This window comes from Pseudomonas fluorescens, assembly GCF_005938625.1.
GTDB classification, from domain to species: Bacteria; Pseudomonadota; Gammaproteobacteria; order Pseudomonadales; family Pseudomonadaceae; genus Aquipseudomonas; species Aquipseudomonas fluorescens_BD.
The window spans coordinates 131,343-148,257 of record NZ_VCNJ01000023.1 but is presented as its reverse complement, the minus strand read 5'-3'; the positions used below and the strand labels follow the sequence as shown (position 1 = coordinate 148,257).

The window sequence follows — 16,915 nt, the reverse complement described above, 5'->3', positions numbered from 1 at the left end:
GGGTTCCTTCGCTGCGGGATCGATCCGGGCGCAGCGCCTACGGTTTGCTTCGCTGCACCTCCTCTCGCTGTGTTTGGCTTCGCCAAACGGTCGCTGCGCTCCCACGCCCGGATCAATCCCTCCACTCAGCCTTCCGACGTCGCCCTACAGATCAAAAGCCGCAGCCGAGCTAACGCTCATCCTGTTGAGTGGTGAGGAGCCAAAGCGATGCGAGGTGGGAGCTGCCTTGCTTTTGCTTTTCTGTGGGAGCGAGCTTGCTCGCGAAGGCGGCCTGACAGCCGACCTGTTTCTTGCAGATGTACTCATTCCAACTGTAGGAGTGAGCCTGCTCGCGAAGGCGGCCTGACAGCCGACCTGTTTCTTGCAGATGTACTCATTCCAACTGTAGGAGTGAGCTTGCTCGCGATGGCGGCCTGACAGCCGACCTGTTTCTTGTAGATGTACTCATTCCAACTGTAGGAGTGAGCCTGCTCGCGATGGCGGCCTGACAGCCGACCCGTTTCTTGCAGATGTATTCGGTTCCACTGTGGGAGCGAGCTTGCTCGCGAAGGCGGCCTGGCAGCCGACCCGTTTCTTGCAGATGTACTCGGTTCCACTGTGGGAGCGAGCCTGCTCGCGAAGGCGGCCTGTCTGGCAAAGCGAATCCCAGCCTGCCAACCCTCGCTGATTCCAACGCAAAATCGACAGCCAAACCCCTCCGATCCGGCCGATTCACTGGCGCTTGCAGGGTGCTCGGCTATAAAGAATGAGTGGTCAGGTCTTCCGTGGTCGGTTGGGTCGCGGGAGTTGCTCTTCCATTCATCGCGGGTCGTCCTATGAACAATCTTGGGAAACGCGTGTTGCCGTTGGCTTTTTTTGTCGTTTTGCTGGCGGGTTGTTCCAGTCCTCCACCACCTGCGCCGGTAACACCGCCGCCACCGCCGGAGCGTACGTGTCAGGTACTCGAAAACACCGAGGTCGCCGGTGATGTGTACGCTGAAGGGCAGGTGACTCGCCACATCACCACCACCCGTTGCGTCACGCAGTAGCGTCGGCGGGGCGCAAGTCCCGGGTTGAGCGGATTGTGTTGGTGGCCGACCTCGCCGGTACTGCGGTGTTTGCCGTCGAAGGTGCCATTGCGGCGATGCACAGTCAGCTCGATCTGCTTGGGGTGATGGTGATTGCGTTTATCGTCGCCCTCGGCGGCGGGGTTACCCGTGACTTGCTGATTGGCGCGACGCCACCCAATGCCGTGGCCGACTGGCGCTATCCGGCGCTGGCGTTTTTCATGGGTGGACTGGCGTTTGTCTTTCATGAGCAGGTACTGGGCTGGTCCGGTTCAACTCTGATCGTGTTGGACGCAGCGGGGTTGGCGCTGTTTGCCGTGGCCGGTGCGCAGAAGGCGTTGAATTTCGGGATCACGCCGTTTGTGGCGATGCTGATGGGTACGATCACCGGCGTCGGTGGCGGGGTGATTCGCGACATTGTGCTGGCGCGGATACCGGTGGTGTTGCAGGTGGATTTGTATGCGAGTTCTGCGTTTGTCGGTGCGGCGGTGTTGATCACCGCCCGCAGGTTGGGCGTTTCACCGGTAGCGGCAGCGTTGCTGGCGGGGGCGGGGTGTTTGATGTTGCGTTTGCTGTCGGTGCATTTTGGCTGGCAACTGCCCAAAGTCATCGCCTGACAAACATCCCCTGTGGGAGCGAGCTTGCTCGCGAAGGGGCCAGGTCAGCCAACATATTTGTTGAATGGCATACCGCATTCGCGAGCAAGCTCGCTCCCACAGGGTTAATCATTTGCCCGGGATCAGGACAGGAATCCACCGTCGACATTCAGCGAAACGCCGGTGGTGTAGCTCGACGCATCGCTGGCCAGGTACAACACCGCACCGGCCATTTCACTCGGATCCGCCACGCGCTTGAGCGGGATCTGCGTCAGTGCCTGCTTGAGGATCGCATCGTTCTTCACCAGTGCCGAGGCGAACTTGGTGTCGGTCAGGCCCGGCAGCAGGGCGTTGCAGCGGATGCCGAATTGCGCGCATTCCTTGGCAAACACCTTGGTCATGTTGATCACCGCCGCTTTGGTCACCGAGTAGATGCCCTGGAAGATCCCCGGCGAAATGCCGTTGATCGACGCGACGTTGATGATGCTGCCACCACCGTTTTCGCGCATCAGCTTGCCGGCTTCGACCGACATGAAGAAGTAGCCGCGAATGTTCACGTCGACAGTCTTCTGGAACGCGCTCAGATCGGTGTCCAGCACGTTGCAGAACTGTGGGTTGGTCGCGGCGTTATTGACCAGAATGTCGAGGCGGCCGAACTGTTCCTTGATGCCGGCAAACACTTGGGCAATCTGCTCCATTTCACCGATGTGGCAGGCCACTGCGGTGGCTTTGCCACCAGCAGCGATGATCGCATCGGCAACGTGCTGACAGCCGTCGAGTTTGCGGCTCGAAACAATGACATGAGCGCCTTGCTGGGCGAGCAGTTTGGCGATGGCTTCACCGATGCCACGGCTGGCGCCGGAAACGAAAGCGATTTTACCGTCGAGGTCGAACAACTGAGTCTTGGACATAAGGATTCCTGGGTGTGGGCCGTCAGAGGCTCGATTTCGCAATGACCTGCAAGCTCATCTGCTCCAGCAGTTTGTTCATGTGAATGAACTGCGCGAAGCGTTTGTCCTGGGTTTGGCCATGGTAGAAGCGGTAGTAAATCTGCTGCACGATGCCGGCCAGGCGGAACAGGCCGTAGGTGTAGTAGAAGTCGAAATTGTCGATCTGGACGCCCGAACGTTCGGCATAGTAATCGACGAATTCACGGCGGGTGAGCATGCCCGGGGCGTGGCTCGGCTGGCGGCGCATCAGTTGCACCGGCGCTGGATCGTCCGCCTGAATCCAATAGGCGAGGGTGTTGCCCAGGTCCATCAGCGGGTCGCCGAGGGTGGTCAGTTCCCAGTCGAGCACGCCGATGATCTGCATCGGGTTGTGCGGGTCGAGAATGACGTTATCGAAGCGATAGTCGTTGTGGACGATGCTTGAAGTCGGGTGGTCGGCCGGCATCTTGTCATTGAGCCAGGCTTTGACCTTTTCCCAGTGTGGCGCGTCGGGCGTCAGGGCCTTCTCGTAACGCTCGCTCCAGCCTTTGATCTGGCGCGCGACATAGCCTTCCGGTTTGCCCAGGTCGCCGAGGCCGCAGGCGTTGTAATCGACGCGGTGCAGTTCGACGAAACGGTCGATGAAGCTTTTGCACAAGGCTTCGGTTTTCGCAGCATCGAGGCCCAGTTCCGGCGGCAGCTCCGAGCGCAGGATGATCCCTTTGACCCGTTCCATGACGTAGAACTCGGCGCCGATCACCGATTCGTCGGTGCAATGCACGTAGGCTTTCGGGCAAAACGGAAAGCCGTCGCGCAATTGATTGAGGATGCGGAATTCACGGCCCATGTCGTGGGCAGATTTGGCCTTGTGGCCGAACGGCGGACGGCGCAGGACGAATTCCTGTTCCGGGTATTCCAGCAGGTAGGTCAGGTTCGACGCACCGCCGGGAAACTGGCTGATCGCAGGTGTGCCGCTGAGGCCCGGAATATGTGCCTTGAGGTACGGATCGATCAGGCTGGCATCGAGTTCTTCGCCAGAGCGGATACGGGTGGACTGGTCAGTAAGCGCCATGCTTATCCCTTCTGCTTATTTTGGAGGCCAGACATCATTGGCTAATCTAATGGCGCGCCCGATTGCTCACAAGCGCGGGCCGGTCTTATAGGTTAGCGTGTTGCCGGATAATCAGCGTTCCGAATAAGCGCAGAAGCCCCATGCACAAGCCGCCGCAGGCTGGGGCGTTTCTGCAGCAGTCGGATGTTGGTCAGTGCACGCGCTGGTTGTTGAGTTTCGGTGGAAGTGCGATGGGCGTCAGCACCGGTTCGCCCGAGAAGAATGCCACAAGGTTCTTGCCCACCAGTTCCACCGTACCTTGCGTCGCTTCCGGTGACAGCCCCGCGACGTGGGGCGTCAGCAGCACGTTGCTCAGGGTTTTCAACGTATCCGACACTTGCGGCTCGTGGTCGAACACATCCAGTGCGGCGCCGGCAATCCGGCGTTGTTCAAGGGCTGTGATCAGATCGGCCGTGGCGATAACGCTGGCGCGGGCAATGTTGACGATGAAACCTTTCGGTCCGAGCGCATCGAGTACCGGGCGGGTGATCAGATGCTGTGTGCCGATGCCTCCGGGCGTGGCGACAATCAAAAAGTCCGAGGCCCGCGCCAGTTCTGTCGGCGTCGAGCAGAACGCGTAAGGCACATCGCTGCGCACCTGGCGGCTGTGGTAGCTGATTTCCATGTCGAAGCCGAGGTTGGCGCGTTTGGCGATCGCCATGCCCACGGCGCCCAGGCCGAGAATGCCCAGGCGTTTGCCGGCCAGCGACGGACGCATGATTTTCGGCCATTCACCGCGGCGTACCGCAGCGTCGCAACGCGGAATATCCCGCACCAGCGCCAGCAGCATTGCCATTGCATGGTCGGCCACCGACGAAGCGTTGACCCCGGCACCATTGGTGACGGTGATACCACGGTTGCTGGCGGCCTGCAGGTCGACGTGCTCGTACCCGGCGCCGATGACGGTGATGATTTTCAGCGCAGGCAGGGCGGCGATTTCATCGGCGGTCAGGCCCAGCGGGCCACGGGTCAGCACCGCGTCGATACGGCTGCCGTGGGTGGCGATGGCTTGCGCACGTTCGGCGGGCGTGGGAGCGAGGATCAGGTGAAAGCCCTGATGTTCGAGAATGGGCAAGTAGTCATTGATGGTTTCAACCAGTACCAGAACGGTTGCGGGCATTGCGCGGCTCCTGTGATCGGCGGCGGGTAGGTCGCGAAAGTCGTTTCAGAGTGCTGAATCCGCAGCGGCTTGGCAATCGTTGTCATTCACGCGGTGGTGCTTTGATTCTGGACGGCTTCGGGCAAGAAGCAAGGGTAGGCAGCACACCGGTGATCCGGTGTGCTGTTGGCATCATTGGGCCGCTTGGGCTTTGGCTTGTTCAGCCATCGCAAGCGGCTTGATATCGTAGGTCGGATAAAACTCGGTACGGTAACTGCCCCATGCGGTGCTCTCCAGCGCAAGGTTGACTTCCGCCAGACGCGAGACAGGAAAGCGCACGGTAACGACCTGGCCGATCCCCATCATGATGTTCCAGCTCACCACCTCGACTCCGGCCGGAGGAAATGTTTTATGGAAACCCTGTTGCGCGAGCTGGGCCTTGAGTTCACTTAACGGTCGGGTTTGATCATGTTTCAGAAATACGGTCAGCATCATCGCGTTGTCGGCAGTGGCGACGGCATTTTTTGCGGGCTGGTTGGCGGCTTGCGCGCTGACCCCGGCACAATAGACGGAAGAAATCAGTAACGTCGACATCAGCAGGCTTTTAAGTGACTTTTGCATATTGAACTCCTGGTTTTATTGTTTGATGGCGGACTTGGTTTCTATCGTTCCGGTATAGGGCGCGTGAACGACATGAATGCGAACCAGGGGATTGTTGTCGACCATGTCGCGGGGTACTTCCCGGGAATAAGTAAACTCACGGTTGTTCAAAGTTTCCAGGCGCCTGACAAATGTTTTGGTCGGGCCGATATCCGGCACAAGAATGTGCTTTTTCTGATCGCCGGTGACAAAGAAATAACCGCCACCACCATTGTTGTACTTTGACTCGCCTGTGTCGGTGTAAAAGAACTCATATCGATTGCGCTCGGGATCCCACGTCGATATGCCTACGACGCCGGGGTACTTCGCCTTGACATCGGTTTCCGGGGCGCCGTCGATATAGACCTTGGTGGTCAGCCATCGCGGCGAAGAAGCCAGCTCGCGGACATCGGCGTTGGCGCTGGCGAGCGGCGCAAGCAGTGCGGCCAATAACAGGCCGGTCATCATGTTCTTTTGCATGCTGTGTCCCCTTGATCACACTTTAATTATCAATCTTCGAGTTCGGGCGATAAAAATATAGACCAGCCATTGAATGATGTTCAATGGCTGGGTAGTCGCTTGTAACAAATGGCTGGCATTCGATTTTAAGTAATATTTTGTTGTGAGTTTTTTTGGATGTTTAATGTGTAGGATTGTTCTGAAAGGTTATTGGTTGATTCATTTATTTGTGGCGTTTTCTGTGGTTGACGTCGCTGACGCCATTAACTAATTACACGATGCTGTAGGACAAATAATGCCGTAACAAATGTCTGGTTGACGCAACCGCAGCAAGTGAAGTTGCGTCTATTTCGGGACGCTTCCTTAGAACCTCACTTCAGCGCTGTCGATTAACCGTGCGAAAGCGGCGCCGAGGGTTGAATTGTGATGGTTGATGATCATTTCGGCCGATAGCGCAGCGGTGTCCATGCAAGTGTGGGCGTCGCTGACCAGCAGTGGTCTGAAGCCCAGATCGGCAGCGCTGCGACAGGTGCTGTCGATGCAAAACTGGCTTTTCATGCCGACCACATAGAGGTCTTCTACCTGTGCGGCTTTGAGTCGCTGCGCAAGGTCAGTGCCATGGAAAGCATTGGGGCGGGATTTGTCGAAGAGGGTGTCTATCTCGGCGTCCAGTTCAAGCGCTGGCAGCAATTGCCAGAATGGACTGCCGGCGGCAATCGGTGAGCCGTCGGGGCCGGTGTGGCGCACGGCGAAGATCGGCACTTGATTCACGCGGGCCTGAGCGACCAGGCGCTGGATGTTGGCCAGAACCCGTTCGCCTTGGTAGGGTTTTTCCGGGCCGTGGAACAGGCCAACCTGCATATCGATGATCAACAGTGCTGCGGGCATGGTGCTTCTCCTTGAGTGCTGCAGATGCCGCACGGACGGGAGAAACAACAAGGCCCCGTCCATTGCTGGCGGGGCCTCGGGTTTGCTGCGCTGGGGTTACCTCACGCAGAAACACCACGCCCCGCCGGTGGCGGTCGTGGTGGTACGGGTGAGTTGCAGCGCGCGAATGTTCATGGGCCGATCATGCTGGCGCTGATACCGGGCTGTCAATGAGCGGATCAAGTGACGTACTGCGCGACGCCATTGCCGAATGACCAGTTCTCTTTTTTCACCTCCACCAGATTGATGAAGACGTCTTCCAGGCGCACCGCCAATTGTGTGTGCAGGCTTTCGGAGATGGTTTTGAACAGCAACTGCTTTTTCTCCACCGTGCGTCCTTCACTGATGGTGATCTGAATGAACACTACGCCTTCGCTACGCTGGATCCCCAGATACTGCGGGTCGTAGACGAGGTGTTGGTCATCATGCTCGGTGAGGATCTGGAAGTTGTCGTGCTCCGGCACGTTGATCGTACTGCGCATGGCAGCGTAGATCTGTTCGCCGATGCGTTTGGCGAAGGTGGGGTCGGGGTTTTGTTTGATGTCGATGCGAACGAGGGGCATGGGCAGAGACTCCGGGGGGCAGAGGACTCATTCACGCTAGAACATTTCAACCAGATTGAAAGCAGGGAGTGATGACCTCGGTACTGTTTTTGTATGAGGCTACCTACGAAACTCGCGGATTTTACCTACGCATTTGGCAGAGCCATCTGCTATCGGGCAGACGGTTAACGCGAAATCATGGGGCAGCAATGGGAGGTGGTCCAGGATCGAAAAGCTTCCCAAGCGTTAACTGTCAGCAGCCAAGGAAGGTTCATGCATCTTGATGACCACAAAAATGTGGAGATCGAAAGGCTACAAACGGAAACTCAAAAGCTCGGCGCGGAGAGGCGCAAGCTCTTGGCGGAGGAAGCAAAACTGAAACTTGAGACTTTTTTGTATCCCCTTGTGGTGGAGGCTGGGGCATTAACCGCAATTGCCACCGCCGTAGGGCTTTATTTGAAGCTGTAAGAGAGCGCAGCAGGTTGCCATTGCGCATACGTGTTGACTCAGACCACCAAAAAAAGGGAAGGGGGGCAGTATGAGCACAGAGGAAAGCAGAGCCAGGATAGACCGACTCTATCAAGAGGAGTTTGAGTTCAGAGAAGCCATGAAGCCCTTTCGCAAGGCCGAAAGGCGTGAAACGGTTTTGCTATTTAGCCTTGGAATGCTGATGGGCGCGGTGGGGATCGCTTTCGTGATGGTGTTGGCCCGAACCATCTGAATACGTTTGCATGTGCCTATTAACGACAGCAAGAATACCTATGTACGACCGATAATTTCCCAAAAACGACACCCCGCTGATCTGCTCCGCACAACCATTCCTCAGCTAAGTCTTTGCTTCTGCTCATTTATCACGGAGAATCGCGCCCCTGTTTCGGCCGGAGCATGTCTGTCGGTTTTTTCCGACGCGTCCTGACCGAGTGGCAAGTGACCGGAATGCGGAGATCCGACCGGATGAATGATCAGGCCAATAGCGTCGAAGAGCGCTTTGATGCAGCAGCACCCGCTGAACTTTCGAGCTGGAATCGCCAGGACACCACCTGGATGTTGGGACTGTTCGGGACGGCCATCGGCGCCGGCACCCTGTTTTTGCCGATCAACGCAGGTCTGGGGGGCTTCTGGCCGCTGGTGATCCTCGCGCTGCTGGCGTTCCCGATGACGTTCTACGCCCACCGTGGCCTGACCCGCTTTGTGCTTTCCGGTCGTGAAGGCGCCGACATCACTGAAGTGGTCGAGCAGCATTTCGGCATCAAGGCCGGTGCGCTGATCACCTTGCTGTACTTCTTCGCGATCTTCCCGATCCTGCTGATCTACAGTGTTGGCCTGACCAACACGGTCGCCAGTTTCCTTGAGCACCAACTGCACATCACGCCGCCACCGCGTGCGCTGCTGTCGTTCGTGCTGATCCTCGGTCTGCTGGCCGTGGTGCGTTGCGGTGAGCAGGCGATCGTCAAGGCGATGAGCCTGATGGTTTACCCGTTTATCGTCGCGTTGCTGTTCCTCGCGGTGTACCTGATTCCGCACTGGAACGGCGGCATTCTCGCCACCGCTTCGCACGTGCCAGCGCCGTCGGCGTTGCTGCATACACTGTGGCTGGCGATTCCGGTGATGGTGTTCTCGTTCAACCACTCGCCAATCATTTCGGCGTTTGCGGTCGATCAAAAGCGTCGTTATGGCGTCCACGCTGAAGAGCGCAGCTCGCAGATCCTGTCCCGCGCGCACCTGTTGATGGTGGCGATGGTGTTGTTCTTTGTCTTCAGCTGCGTGCTGACCCTGACGCCGGAACAACTGGCCGAGGCCAAGGCGCAAAACCTGTCGATCCTGTCGTACCTGGCCAACCACTTCAGCAATCCAACCATCGCTTTCGCAGCGCCATTGATTGCATTTGTGGCGATCTCCAAGTCCTTCCTCGGTCACTACATCGGCGCCAGCGAAGGTCTCAAAGGGCTGATCATCAAGAGCGGCAAACGTCCGGGCGCCAAGGCGCTGGACCGTATTGTGGCGGCGTTCATGCTGGTGGTGTGCTGGATCGTGGCGACCCTGAACCCGAGCATTCTGGGCATGATCGAAACCATCGGTGGCCCGGTGATCGCGGCGATTCTGTTCCTGATGCCGATGTATGCCATTCGTAAGGTGCCAGCAATGGCGCGTTATCGTGGTCAGGCGTCCAATGTGTTTGTCACCGCAGTAGGTCTGGTGGCGATTTCGGCGCTGATTTATTCGCTGACCGCGTAAGCCGCAACTCCAGATACTCAGCTACAGTGGCCGCTGCATACGATGTATGCAGCGGCTTTTTTTCGTCTGGAGACAGTGGATTGTCGAGCGCCCCGCAACCTGTTGAACCACCCAATCGCTGGCAGGATGTGCTGGCCGGTCTATCGATAGCCGGCCTCTTGCTGCCCGAAGCGGTGGCGTATTCGACCATCGCCGCATTAGCGCCACAGGCCGGGGTTATCGCCCTGTTTGCCGGGCTGCTGTGTTACGGGGTGTTCGGCACCAGTCGCTTTGCGATTGTCTCGGCGACGTCCTCTTCGGCCGCAGTGCTGGCGGCGGCGACGGCAACGCTGGCCAATGGTGACCCGCAATTGCGCTCCACGTTGGCGGTCGGCCTGGTATTGGTCACGGGCGTGTTGTTTTTGCTGGCCGGGGCCTTTCGTCTGGGCAGTGTCACATCTTTTATCGCGAAACCGGTTTTGCGTGGATTCGCCTTCGGTCTGGCGTTAACCATCATTCTCAAACAGATCGCCAGTGTAGTCGGCGTGCATCTTGCCGAGGCCAATCTGGTGCGCTTCGCCCCGCAACTGCTTGAACAGCTGCCGCAGTGGAACTGGCCGGCCGCGGCTGTCGCGGCTGTCACGCTGCTGTTGCTCTGCGTGTTCTCGCGATTCCCGCGAGTGCCCGGCGGCTTGCTGGTGATGGTGATCGGCATCGCCGCCGGGCAATGGCTGAATTTTCCGGCTTACGGCGTGAAGATGATCGGCATTATCGACCTGAGCCTGGAAGTTCCCAGCCTGCCAGTGCTGCCGTTCGCCGATTGGCTCCGTCTGGGTGAGGTGGGGTTTGCGCTGGTGATGATTCTGTATGCGGAATCTTACGGGTCGATCAGCGCCTATGCGCTCAAGCATGGTGATCGCGTTACCGCAAACCGCGATCTGTTGGCGCTGGGCGCGTCGAACCTGCTCTCCGGGTTGTTTCATGGCATGCCGGCAGGCGCGGGGTATTCGGCAACCTCGGCGAATGAAGCGGCGGGTGCAATGTCTCGCTGGGCCGGAGGGGTGGCGGCGTTGGTGGTGTTGATCATCGTGCTGACGGTGTTGCCGTGGATTGCCCTGACGCCGGAGCCGATCCTCGCCGCGATTGTCATGCATGCGTTGGGCCGCGGTTTGAGTTTGCAGCCGCTGGGCCGCTACTTCGTCTGGCGCCGGGATCGTGTGCTGGTGATTTGCGCGGTCTTGGCCGTGCTGCTATTGGGCGTGCTGGACGGCCTGCTGGTCTCGGTGGCGATCAGTGTGCTGTTGATGCTCAAACAGATGTCGGCGGCGGACGTTCAAGTGCTGGGGCGGATTGATGGCGGGCACGATTTTGTCGATGTGCAGCGTCATCCCATTGCGCAAGCGGAACCCGGCGTACTGATCATTCGGCCAAGTGAAGCGTTGTTTTTTGCCAATGTTGAACGAATTCTGGGGGCGGCGTTAAGACTGGTCCGCCATGCAGAGGTGCCGGTGCACACGGTGATTCTGAGTCTTGAAGAGACGCCGAACCTTGATGGCACCAGTATTGAAACGATGCAGGAGTTTTTCCTGCGGGTGCATCAGGAAGGCAAGCGTTTGATTCTGGCGCGGCTCAAGCATGAAGCGTTGACGGTGTTGGACGCTTTGCCTGAAGTACTGGCCAACGGCGTGATCCTCAGCGGTTTGAGCGTCGATGGCGCTGTGCAGAAAGCCCTCACACTGAAACCCGAGGCATAAAAAAACGCCGCTCATCTCACGATGGGCGGCGTTTTTCATTGCGTTGCAGCGTTAGGCTTGAACGACCGGAATGTTGGCGTTCGCAGCAGCTTCACGGAACTCGGCGATCTGGTCGAAGGACAGGTAGCGGTAGATATCGGCCGCCATGCTGTCGATCTTGCCAGCGTATTCCATGTACTCCTCGACGGTCGGCAGGCGACCCAGGATCGAAGCCACGGACGCCAGCTCAGCCGAAGCCAGGTAGACGTTCGCGCCGTCGCCCAGACGGTTCGGGAAGTTACGGGTCGAAGTCGACACAACTGTCGCGTTCGGCTCTACACGTGCCTGGTTACCCATGCACAGCGAGCAGCCCGGCATTTCCATGCGCGCGCCAGCCTTGCCGTAGATGCCGTAGTAGCCTTCTTCGGTCAGTTGGTGAGCGTCCATCTTGGTCGGCGGCGACAGCCACAGACGGGTTGGCAGCTGACCCTTGACCTGATCCAGCAACTTACCGGCAGCGCGGAAGTGACCGATGTTGGTCATGCACGAACCGATGAACACTTCGTCGATCTTTTCGCCAGCAACGCTGGACAGCAGACGGGCGTCGTCCGGATCGTTCGGCGCGCACAGTACAGGCTCGCTGATGTCGGCCAGATCGATTTCGATGATTTCGGCGTATTCGGCGTCGGCATCGGCTTCCATCAGTTCAGGGTTGGCAACCCAGGCTTCCATCGCTTGAGCGCGACGTTCCAGAGTACGTGCATCGCCGTAGCCTTCACCGATCATCCAGCGCAGCAGGGTGATGTTGGAGTTCAGATACTCGGTGATCGACTCTTTCGACAGCTTGATGGTGCAACCGGCAGCCGAACGTTCGGCCGAGGCGTCGGACAGTTCGAACGCCTGCTCCAGGGTCAGACCTTCCAGACCTTCGATTTCCAGGATGCGGCCGGAGAAGGCGTTTTTCTTGCCTTTCTTCTCGACGGTCAGCAGACCGTTCTGGATGGCGAAGTAAGGAATCGCATGAACCAGGTCACGCAGGGTGATGCCAGGTTTCATTTTGCCTTTGAAGCGCACCAGGATCGATTCCGGCATGTCCAGCGGCATAACGCCGGTGGCCGCAGCAAACGCAACCAGACCGGAACCGGCCGGGAACGAAATGCCCATCGGGAAACGGGTGTGCGAGTCACCACCGGTACCGACGGTGTCTGGCAGCAGCATGCGGTTCAGCCACGAGTGGATGATGCCGTCGCCCGGACGCAGGGAAACGCCGCCGCGGGTCATGATGAAGTCAGGCAGGGTGTGGTGGGTGGTCACGTCGATCGGCTTTGGATAAGCCGCGGTGTGGCAGAACGACTGCATTACCAGATCAGCGGAGAAGCCCAGGCACGCCAGGTCTTTCAGTTCGTCACGGGTCATCGGACCGGTGGTGTCCTGAGAACCCACGGTGGTCATTTTCGGTTCGCAGTAGGTGCCAGGACGGATGCCTTTGCCTTCTGCCAGACCGCAAGCCTTGCCGACCATTTTCTGCGCCAGGGTGTAACCCTTGGTGCTTTCGATCGGTGCATCAGGCTTCTTGAACAGGTCAAACGCTGGCAGACCCAGTTCGGCGCGAGCCTTCTCGGTCAGGCCTCGGCCGATGATCAGCGGGATACGGCCGCCAGCGCGAACTTCGTCCAACAGCACCGGAGTCTTCATTTCGAAGGTGGTCAGAACTTCGTCGGTGCCATGTTTGCAGACTTTGCCAGCATGCGGGTACAGGTCGATCACGTCGCCCATGTTCATGTTGGAAACGTCGAACTCGATTGGCAGTGCGCCGGCATCTTCCATGGTGTTGTAGAAGATCGGAGCGATTTTGCTGCCGAAGCAGAAACCGCCAGCACGCTTGTTCGGCACGTAAGGAACGTCGTCGCCGAAGAACCACAGCACCGAGTTGGTCGCCGATTTACGCGACGAACCGGTACCGACCACGTCACCGACGTAGGCGATCGGGAAGCCTTGACCGCGCATTTCTTCGATCTGCTTCATCGGGCCGATAGCGCCCTGCTGATCAGGAACGATGCCGTCACGGGCCATTTTCAGCATGGCCAGGGCGTGCAGCGGGATGTCTGGACGCGACCAGGCATCAGGAGCAGGGGACAGGTCGTCGGTGTTGGTTTCGCCGGTGACCTTGAACACGCGCAGGCTGATCTTGTCTTCAAGCGTTGGGCGGTTTTTGAACCACTCGCCGTCAGCCCAGGATTGCAGCACGGCTTTAGCGTGAACGTTGCCGTTCTTGGCTTTTTCCGCGACGTCGTGGAACGCATCGAACATCAGCAGGGTGTGCTTGAGTTGCGCGGCAGCGACTGGCGCCAGCTCGGCGTCGTCCAGCAGGTCAACCAGAGTGACGATGTTGTAGCCGCCCTGCATGGTGCCGAGCAGTTCTACAGCGCGCTTCTTGTCCAGCAGAGGGGAGGATACTTCGCCCTTGGCCAGTGCAGACAGGAAGCCGGCTTTGACATAGGCCGCTTCGTCCACGCCTGGTGGAATGCGATTGGTGATCAGGTCAACGAGAAATTCTTCTTCGCCAGCCGGAGGGTTTTTCAGCAGCTCGACCAGGCCTGCTGTTTGTTCGGCGTTAAGCGGCTGGGGAACGATACCCAGGGCTGCACGCTCTTCGATATGTTTGCGGTAGGCTTCAAGCACAGTTATTACCCTCATCAGTGGTCCCAAATGGGTGTCCGGGACGCTCATCCCGAAATTGCCGTACTCATGCTCCTCACGACGTTGTGGGTCGTTCGGCCAGAATTACCGGCAATTCCTTACAGAAGCTGCTTTCAAAGTTTTACGCCTGCAGAACGGGGAGCTGATGAGGGTTGGCGCTGGATTTTTCCCCGCTGGAAAAACCCCTCGCCAACACCGCTCTGAAGGAACGACTGTGCTCGTGACGCTTTGAAAACAGCTTCTAACGGACATTGGCGCCTTAAAAGGCTGGCTGATTCTACGGCAAAAAAAATTTAAAGGTAAGTCGGGCTCTATTGGACTTTCGTGGCAATGCGCGCGGTCGGGTCAAACGCGCGGTGCGCCTGAGACCCTGCTGTTTGAGGGGTGATCAATGCCCGACAAAGGGCTAACATGCCGACCTGTTCCGCGTTTCAGTGTTTTGCCTATCTTATGCCCAATCAGACCATCAAGACCCCCTGCGTCGGCCTCTGCTCTACTGTTTACGGTGATCTGGTGTGCCGTGGCTGCAAGCGTTTCCACCACGAAGTGATCCATTGGAATGGGTACAACGAGGAGGAAAAACGCGCGGTGTGGCTGCGTCTGGAGCAATTGCTGTCCCAAGTGATGGCAGGCAAGGTCGAGATTTTCGATTCCGCGCGCCTGCGCGAGCAACTGGAACAGCGCAAGATCCGCTTCGTACCGCATCAGTCGGAATATTGCTGGGCGTATCAGCTGATCGCCCGTGGTGCGCGAGTGATCATTAATCTGGAAGCGTACGGAATGGTGTTGCTGCCGGAGTTTCGCGACTGGAACCTGCCGGAACTGCGCGATGCCATTGATCGGGAATTCTTCCTGCTGTCGGAAGCGCACTACCAGCGCTACATCGCCCCCGGGTTCCTCAAAGACGCCTTTGGCGCCTGAAGATCAAAAGCTTCGCGAGCAGGCTCGCTCCCACAGGGGAATGCATTCCAACTGTAGGAGTGAGCCTGCTCGCGATAGCGGTAGTGCATTCAAAGAAGGTGGTGACTGACAGGACGCCATCGCGAGCAGGCTCACTCCTACAGGGATCGCATTTCAAATCTGGAGGTTTAGTGCTTCACCGCCAACTCCACCAGATGATCCTCAACCTCCTGCGGCTTGAGCACCAGCACATCGCTCTCCAGCGCATCCAGAATCACTTCTGCGGTATTGCCGATCAACGCCCCTGACAACCCGGTACGCGCCACCGTGCCGATCACGGTGACTGCCGCCTGCAGCTTGTGCGCCATGAACGGGATCAACACATCCGCCGGGCCTTCCTCGATGTGCAGATGCTCATCATCGACATCGAACTCCGCCTGAAACGCCCGGCATTGCTCGCGATAACGCGCCGCGATGGTTTCACTCAGTTGCAGCGTCGGGTCAGCTGCCGAGAGCATCGGCGATGGATGCGCCGCGATCACATGCAGATGCGCTTTGGCCAGGCTGGCAATGTCATAGCCGTGATCAATGATCGTGGTGTGTAAATGCCGGTGTTCACCGTCGGCATTGCCCACATCAACCGCCGCCAGAATCACTTTGTCCTTCCAGGAACCGGCGGTTTTCACCAGCAGCACCGGGGTCGGGCAGTGGCGCAACAGTTTCCAGTCCGCCGGGGTCAGCAGGGCTTTTTTCAACGAACTGTCAGGGAAGTGCTGCTTGATCACCAGCCCGCACCCTTCGGCCTGCTGCACATCGATGATGGTTTCGTGCAGGCTTTCGTTCCACGCCTGCTCGGTGGTGACGCTGTAGCCGTCTTCCAGCAGCGCGGCTTTGAGCACGCCGAGCATGCCGGCATGATCGTGCTTCTTGTCGCACACCAGCAGGTGCAGATGGGCCTGGGTCACGCCCGCGATCAACTTGGCGCGCTTGAGCGCCAGGCTTTCCGAATGTTCGGGTTCGATGACCACCAGAATGCTGCGAATGGCTTGCATGAGCGGAGTCTCCAGCAAAGAAAAGGCACGGCGTTGCACAACTATAGTTGCTGCTCGATCGTGCGCGACTTGACGCATATCAACGTCCGCCGCTGGTGGTCTGCGGACAGGCCGGTATAATCGGCGCCCTTCGCTCGAACACCTTTTACCGTGAGCCCCATGATCCTTCCCGAAATCCACGAATTCCTTGGCTGCCGCACCCCCGACGCCTGGGTTCAGGCGGCATTGGCCGATCAGGAAACCCTGCTGATCGACCACAAAAACTGCGAGTTCAAGGCTGCCAGCACCGCCCTGAGCCTGATTGCCAAGTACCATTCCCACGTCGACCTGATCAACATGATGTCGCGTCTGGCCCGGGAAGAACTGGTGCACCACGAGCAGGTCATGCGCATCATGAAGCGGCGCAAGATTGAGCTGCGCCAGCTCCACGCCGGCCGTTACGCCTCGGGTTTGCGCAAGGTAGTGCGCAGCCATGAGCCAGTGAAACTGGTGGATACGCTGGTGGTCGGCGCGTTTATCGAAGCGCGCAGTTGCGAGCGGTTTGAAGCGCTGGTGCCGCACCTGGACGATGAACTCGGCAAGTTCTACTTTGGCCTGCTGAAAAGCGAGGCGCGGCATTTTCAGGGTTATCTGAAGCTGGCCTATCAGTACGGCGATGCCAAGGATATTGCTCAGGTCATCGACAAGGTTCGTGCCGCCGAGCAGGAACTGATTGAGTCGCCGGATGAAGAGTTTCGCTTCCACAGCGGTGTGCCCAATAATTTTTGAACGGCCGTTTCAATTATTGTTGTTGAACAGGCCGAAACTATAAAATCCGCCACTCGAGTTAAACGGAGTGACGGGTTTTTATGTCAAAAAATAGTTTTTTGGTACAACAAGGTTTTTACTGGTAGGCCTGCTTTCAGGATGCAAACTGTTCGTCGAGCTAATTGCAGTCGACGGGAGAGTGACGCTAAATTCTGCTTTTT

The 16,915-nt window shown here is 58.2% G+C and carries 17 protein-coding genes; 8 read left to right on the top strand and 9 right to left on the bottom strand.

Going from position 1 to position 16,915, the window contains the following annotated elements; translation table 11 throughout:
* The first annotated feature begins 815 nt into the window (after positions 1 to 815).
* Both FGA82_RS15265 and FGA82_RS15260 read left to right on the top strand, forming a co-directional pair.
* Positions 816 to 1,028 (top strand): hypothetical protein, encoded by a 213-nt coding sequence (locus FGA82_RS15265; protein ID WP_141127702.1) that lies wholly within the window; start codon positions 816 to 818, stop codon positions 1,026 to 1,028.
* Entirely contained in the window at positions 1,013 to 1,663 is a 651-nt protein-coding gene (locus FGA82_RS15260; RefSeq protein ID WP_249384248.1) for a trimeric intracellular cation channel family protein, read from the top strand. The genes FGA82_RS15265 and FGA82_RS15260 overlap by 16 nt, the downstream gene beginning before the upstream one ends.
* A 122-nt stretch (positions 1,664 to 1,785) precedes the next feature.
* Here the strand turns inward: FGA82_RS15260 and FGA82_RS15255 are convergent, their stop codons facing one another.
* The 7 genes from FGA82_RS15255 to FGA82_RS15225 form a co-directional block, all read right to left on the bottom strand.
* A complete protein-coding gene (locus FGA82_RS15255) occupies positions 1,786 to 2,553 on the bottom strand; it encodes an SDR family oxidoreductase (RefSeq protein ID WP_141127701.1) in 768 nt (255 codons plus the stop codon).
* 22 nt (positions 2,554 to 2,575) lie between these two features.
* Positions 2,576 to 3,643, bottom strand: coding sequence for a phosphotransferase family protein (locus FGA82_RS15250; protein WP_141127700.1), 1,068 nt, complete (start codon positions 3,641 to 3,643; stop codon positions 2,576 to 2,578).
* A gap of 190 nt (positions 3,644 to 3,833) precedes the next feature.
* Positions 3,834 to 4,802, bottom strand: coding sequence for a 2-hydroxyacid dehydrogenase (locus FGA82_RS15245; RefSeq protein ID WP_141127699.1), 969 nt, complete (start codon positions 4,800 to 4,802; stop codon positions 3,834 to 3,836).
* A gap of 171 nt (positions 4,803 to 4,973) precedes the next feature.
* The gene (locus FGA82_RS15240) at positions 4,974 to 5,402 is read right to left on the bottom strand and encodes a hypothetical protein (protein WP_141127698.1); all 429 of its coding nucleotides are present in this window, start codon (positions 5,400 to 5,402) and stop codon (positions 4,974 to 4,976) included.
* Between the two features lie 15 nt (positions 5,403 to 5,417).
* The gene (locus tag FGA82_RS15235) at positions 5,418 to 5,900 is read right to left on the bottom strand and encodes a DUF4822 domain-containing protein (RefSeq protein WP_141127697.1); all 483 of its coding nucleotides are present in this window, start codon (positions 5,898 to 5,900) and stop codon (positions 5,418 to 5,420) included.
* A 342-nt stretch (positions 5,901 to 6,242) separates the two neighbouring features.
* Positions 6,243 to 6,767 carry a cysteine hydrolase family protein gene (locus FGA82_RS15230; protein WP_141127696.1) on the bottom strand — a complete coding sequence of 175 codons (525 nt, stop codon included), beginning with the start codon at positions 6,765 to 6,767 and terminating at the stop codon, positions 6,243 to 6,245.
* Between the two features lie 218 nt (positions 6,768 to 6,985).
* A complete protein-coding gene (locus FGA82_RS15225; RefSeq protein ID WP_141127695.1) occupies positions 6,986 to 7,369 on the bottom strand; it encodes a tautomerase family protein in 384 nt (127 codons plus the stop codon).
* A 252-nt stretch (positions 7,370 to 7,621) separates the two neighbouring features.
* On the opposite strand from FGA82_RS15225, the gene FGA82_RS15220 reads away from it, so the two are divergent.
* From FGA82_RS15220 to FGA82_RS15205, 4 genes are all read left to right on the top strand, one after another.
* Positions 7,622 to 7,816: a hypothetical protein gene (locus FGA82_RS15220; protein WP_141127694.1), complete on the top strand. Its 195-nt coding sequence runs from the start codon at positions 7,622 to 7,624 to the stop codon at positions 7,814 to 7,816.
* Between the two features lie 70 nt (positions 7,817 to 7,886).
* Complete coding sequence (locus FGA82_RS15215; protein ID WP_064390528.1) at positions 7,887 to 8,069, top strand: hypothetical protein; 183 nt, start codon at positions 7,887 to 7,889, stop codon at positions 8,067 to 8,069.
* A gap of 233 nt (positions 8,070 to 8,302) precedes the next feature.
* Positions 8,303 to 9,583, top strand: coding sequence for an HAAAP family serine/threonine permease (locus tag FGA82_RS15210; RefSeq protein ID WP_141127693.1), 1,281 nt, complete (start codon positions 8,303 to 8,305; stop codon positions 9,581 to 9,583).
* A gap of 80 nt (positions 9,584 to 9,663) precedes the next feature.
* Entirely contained in the window at positions 9,664 to 11,316 is a 1,653-nt protein-coding gene (locus tag FGA82_RS15205; protein ID WP_141127692.1) for a SulP family inorganic anion transporter, read from the top strand.
* A 51-nt stretch (positions 11,317 to 11,367) separates the two neighbouring features.
* Here FGA82_RS15205 and acnB read toward each other — a convergent pair whose 3' ends face one another.
* Entirely contained in the window at positions 11,368 to 13,977 is a 2,610-nt protein-coding gene (gene acnB, locus FGA82_RS15200) for a bifunctional aconitate hydratase 2/2-methylisocitrate dehydratase (RefSeq protein ID WP_141127703.1), read from the bottom strand.
* A 468-nt stretch (positions 13,978 to 14,445) separates the two neighbouring features.
* Here acnB and FGA82_RS15195 point away from each other — a divergent pair, with 468 nt between their 5' ends.
* Positions 14,446 to 14,916, top strand: a complete 471-nt coding sequence (locus tag FGA82_RS15195; RefSeq protein WP_038366489.1) for a DUF1289 domain-containing protein — start codon at positions 14,446 to 14,448, stop codon at positions 14,914 to 14,916.
* Between the two features lie 167 nt (positions 14,917 to 15,083).
* Here FGA82_RS15195 and FGA82_RS15185 read toward each other — a convergent pair whose 3' ends face one another.
* A complete protein-coding gene (locus FGA82_RS15185) occupies positions 15,084 to 15,947 on the bottom strand; it encodes a universal stress protein (protein ID WP_141127691.1) in 864 nt (287 codons plus the stop codon).
* Positions 15,948 to 16,106: 159 nt separating this feature from the next.
* Here FGA82_RS15185 and FGA82_RS15180 point away from each other — a divergent pair, with 159 nt between their 5' ends.
* Entirely contained in the window at positions 16,107 to 16,715 is a 609-nt protein-coding gene (locus tag FGA82_RS15180) for a tRNA-(ms[2]io[6]A)-hydroxylase (RefSeq protein ID WP_141127690.1), read from the top strand.
* Positions 16,716 to 16,915 lie beyond the last annotated feature (200 nt).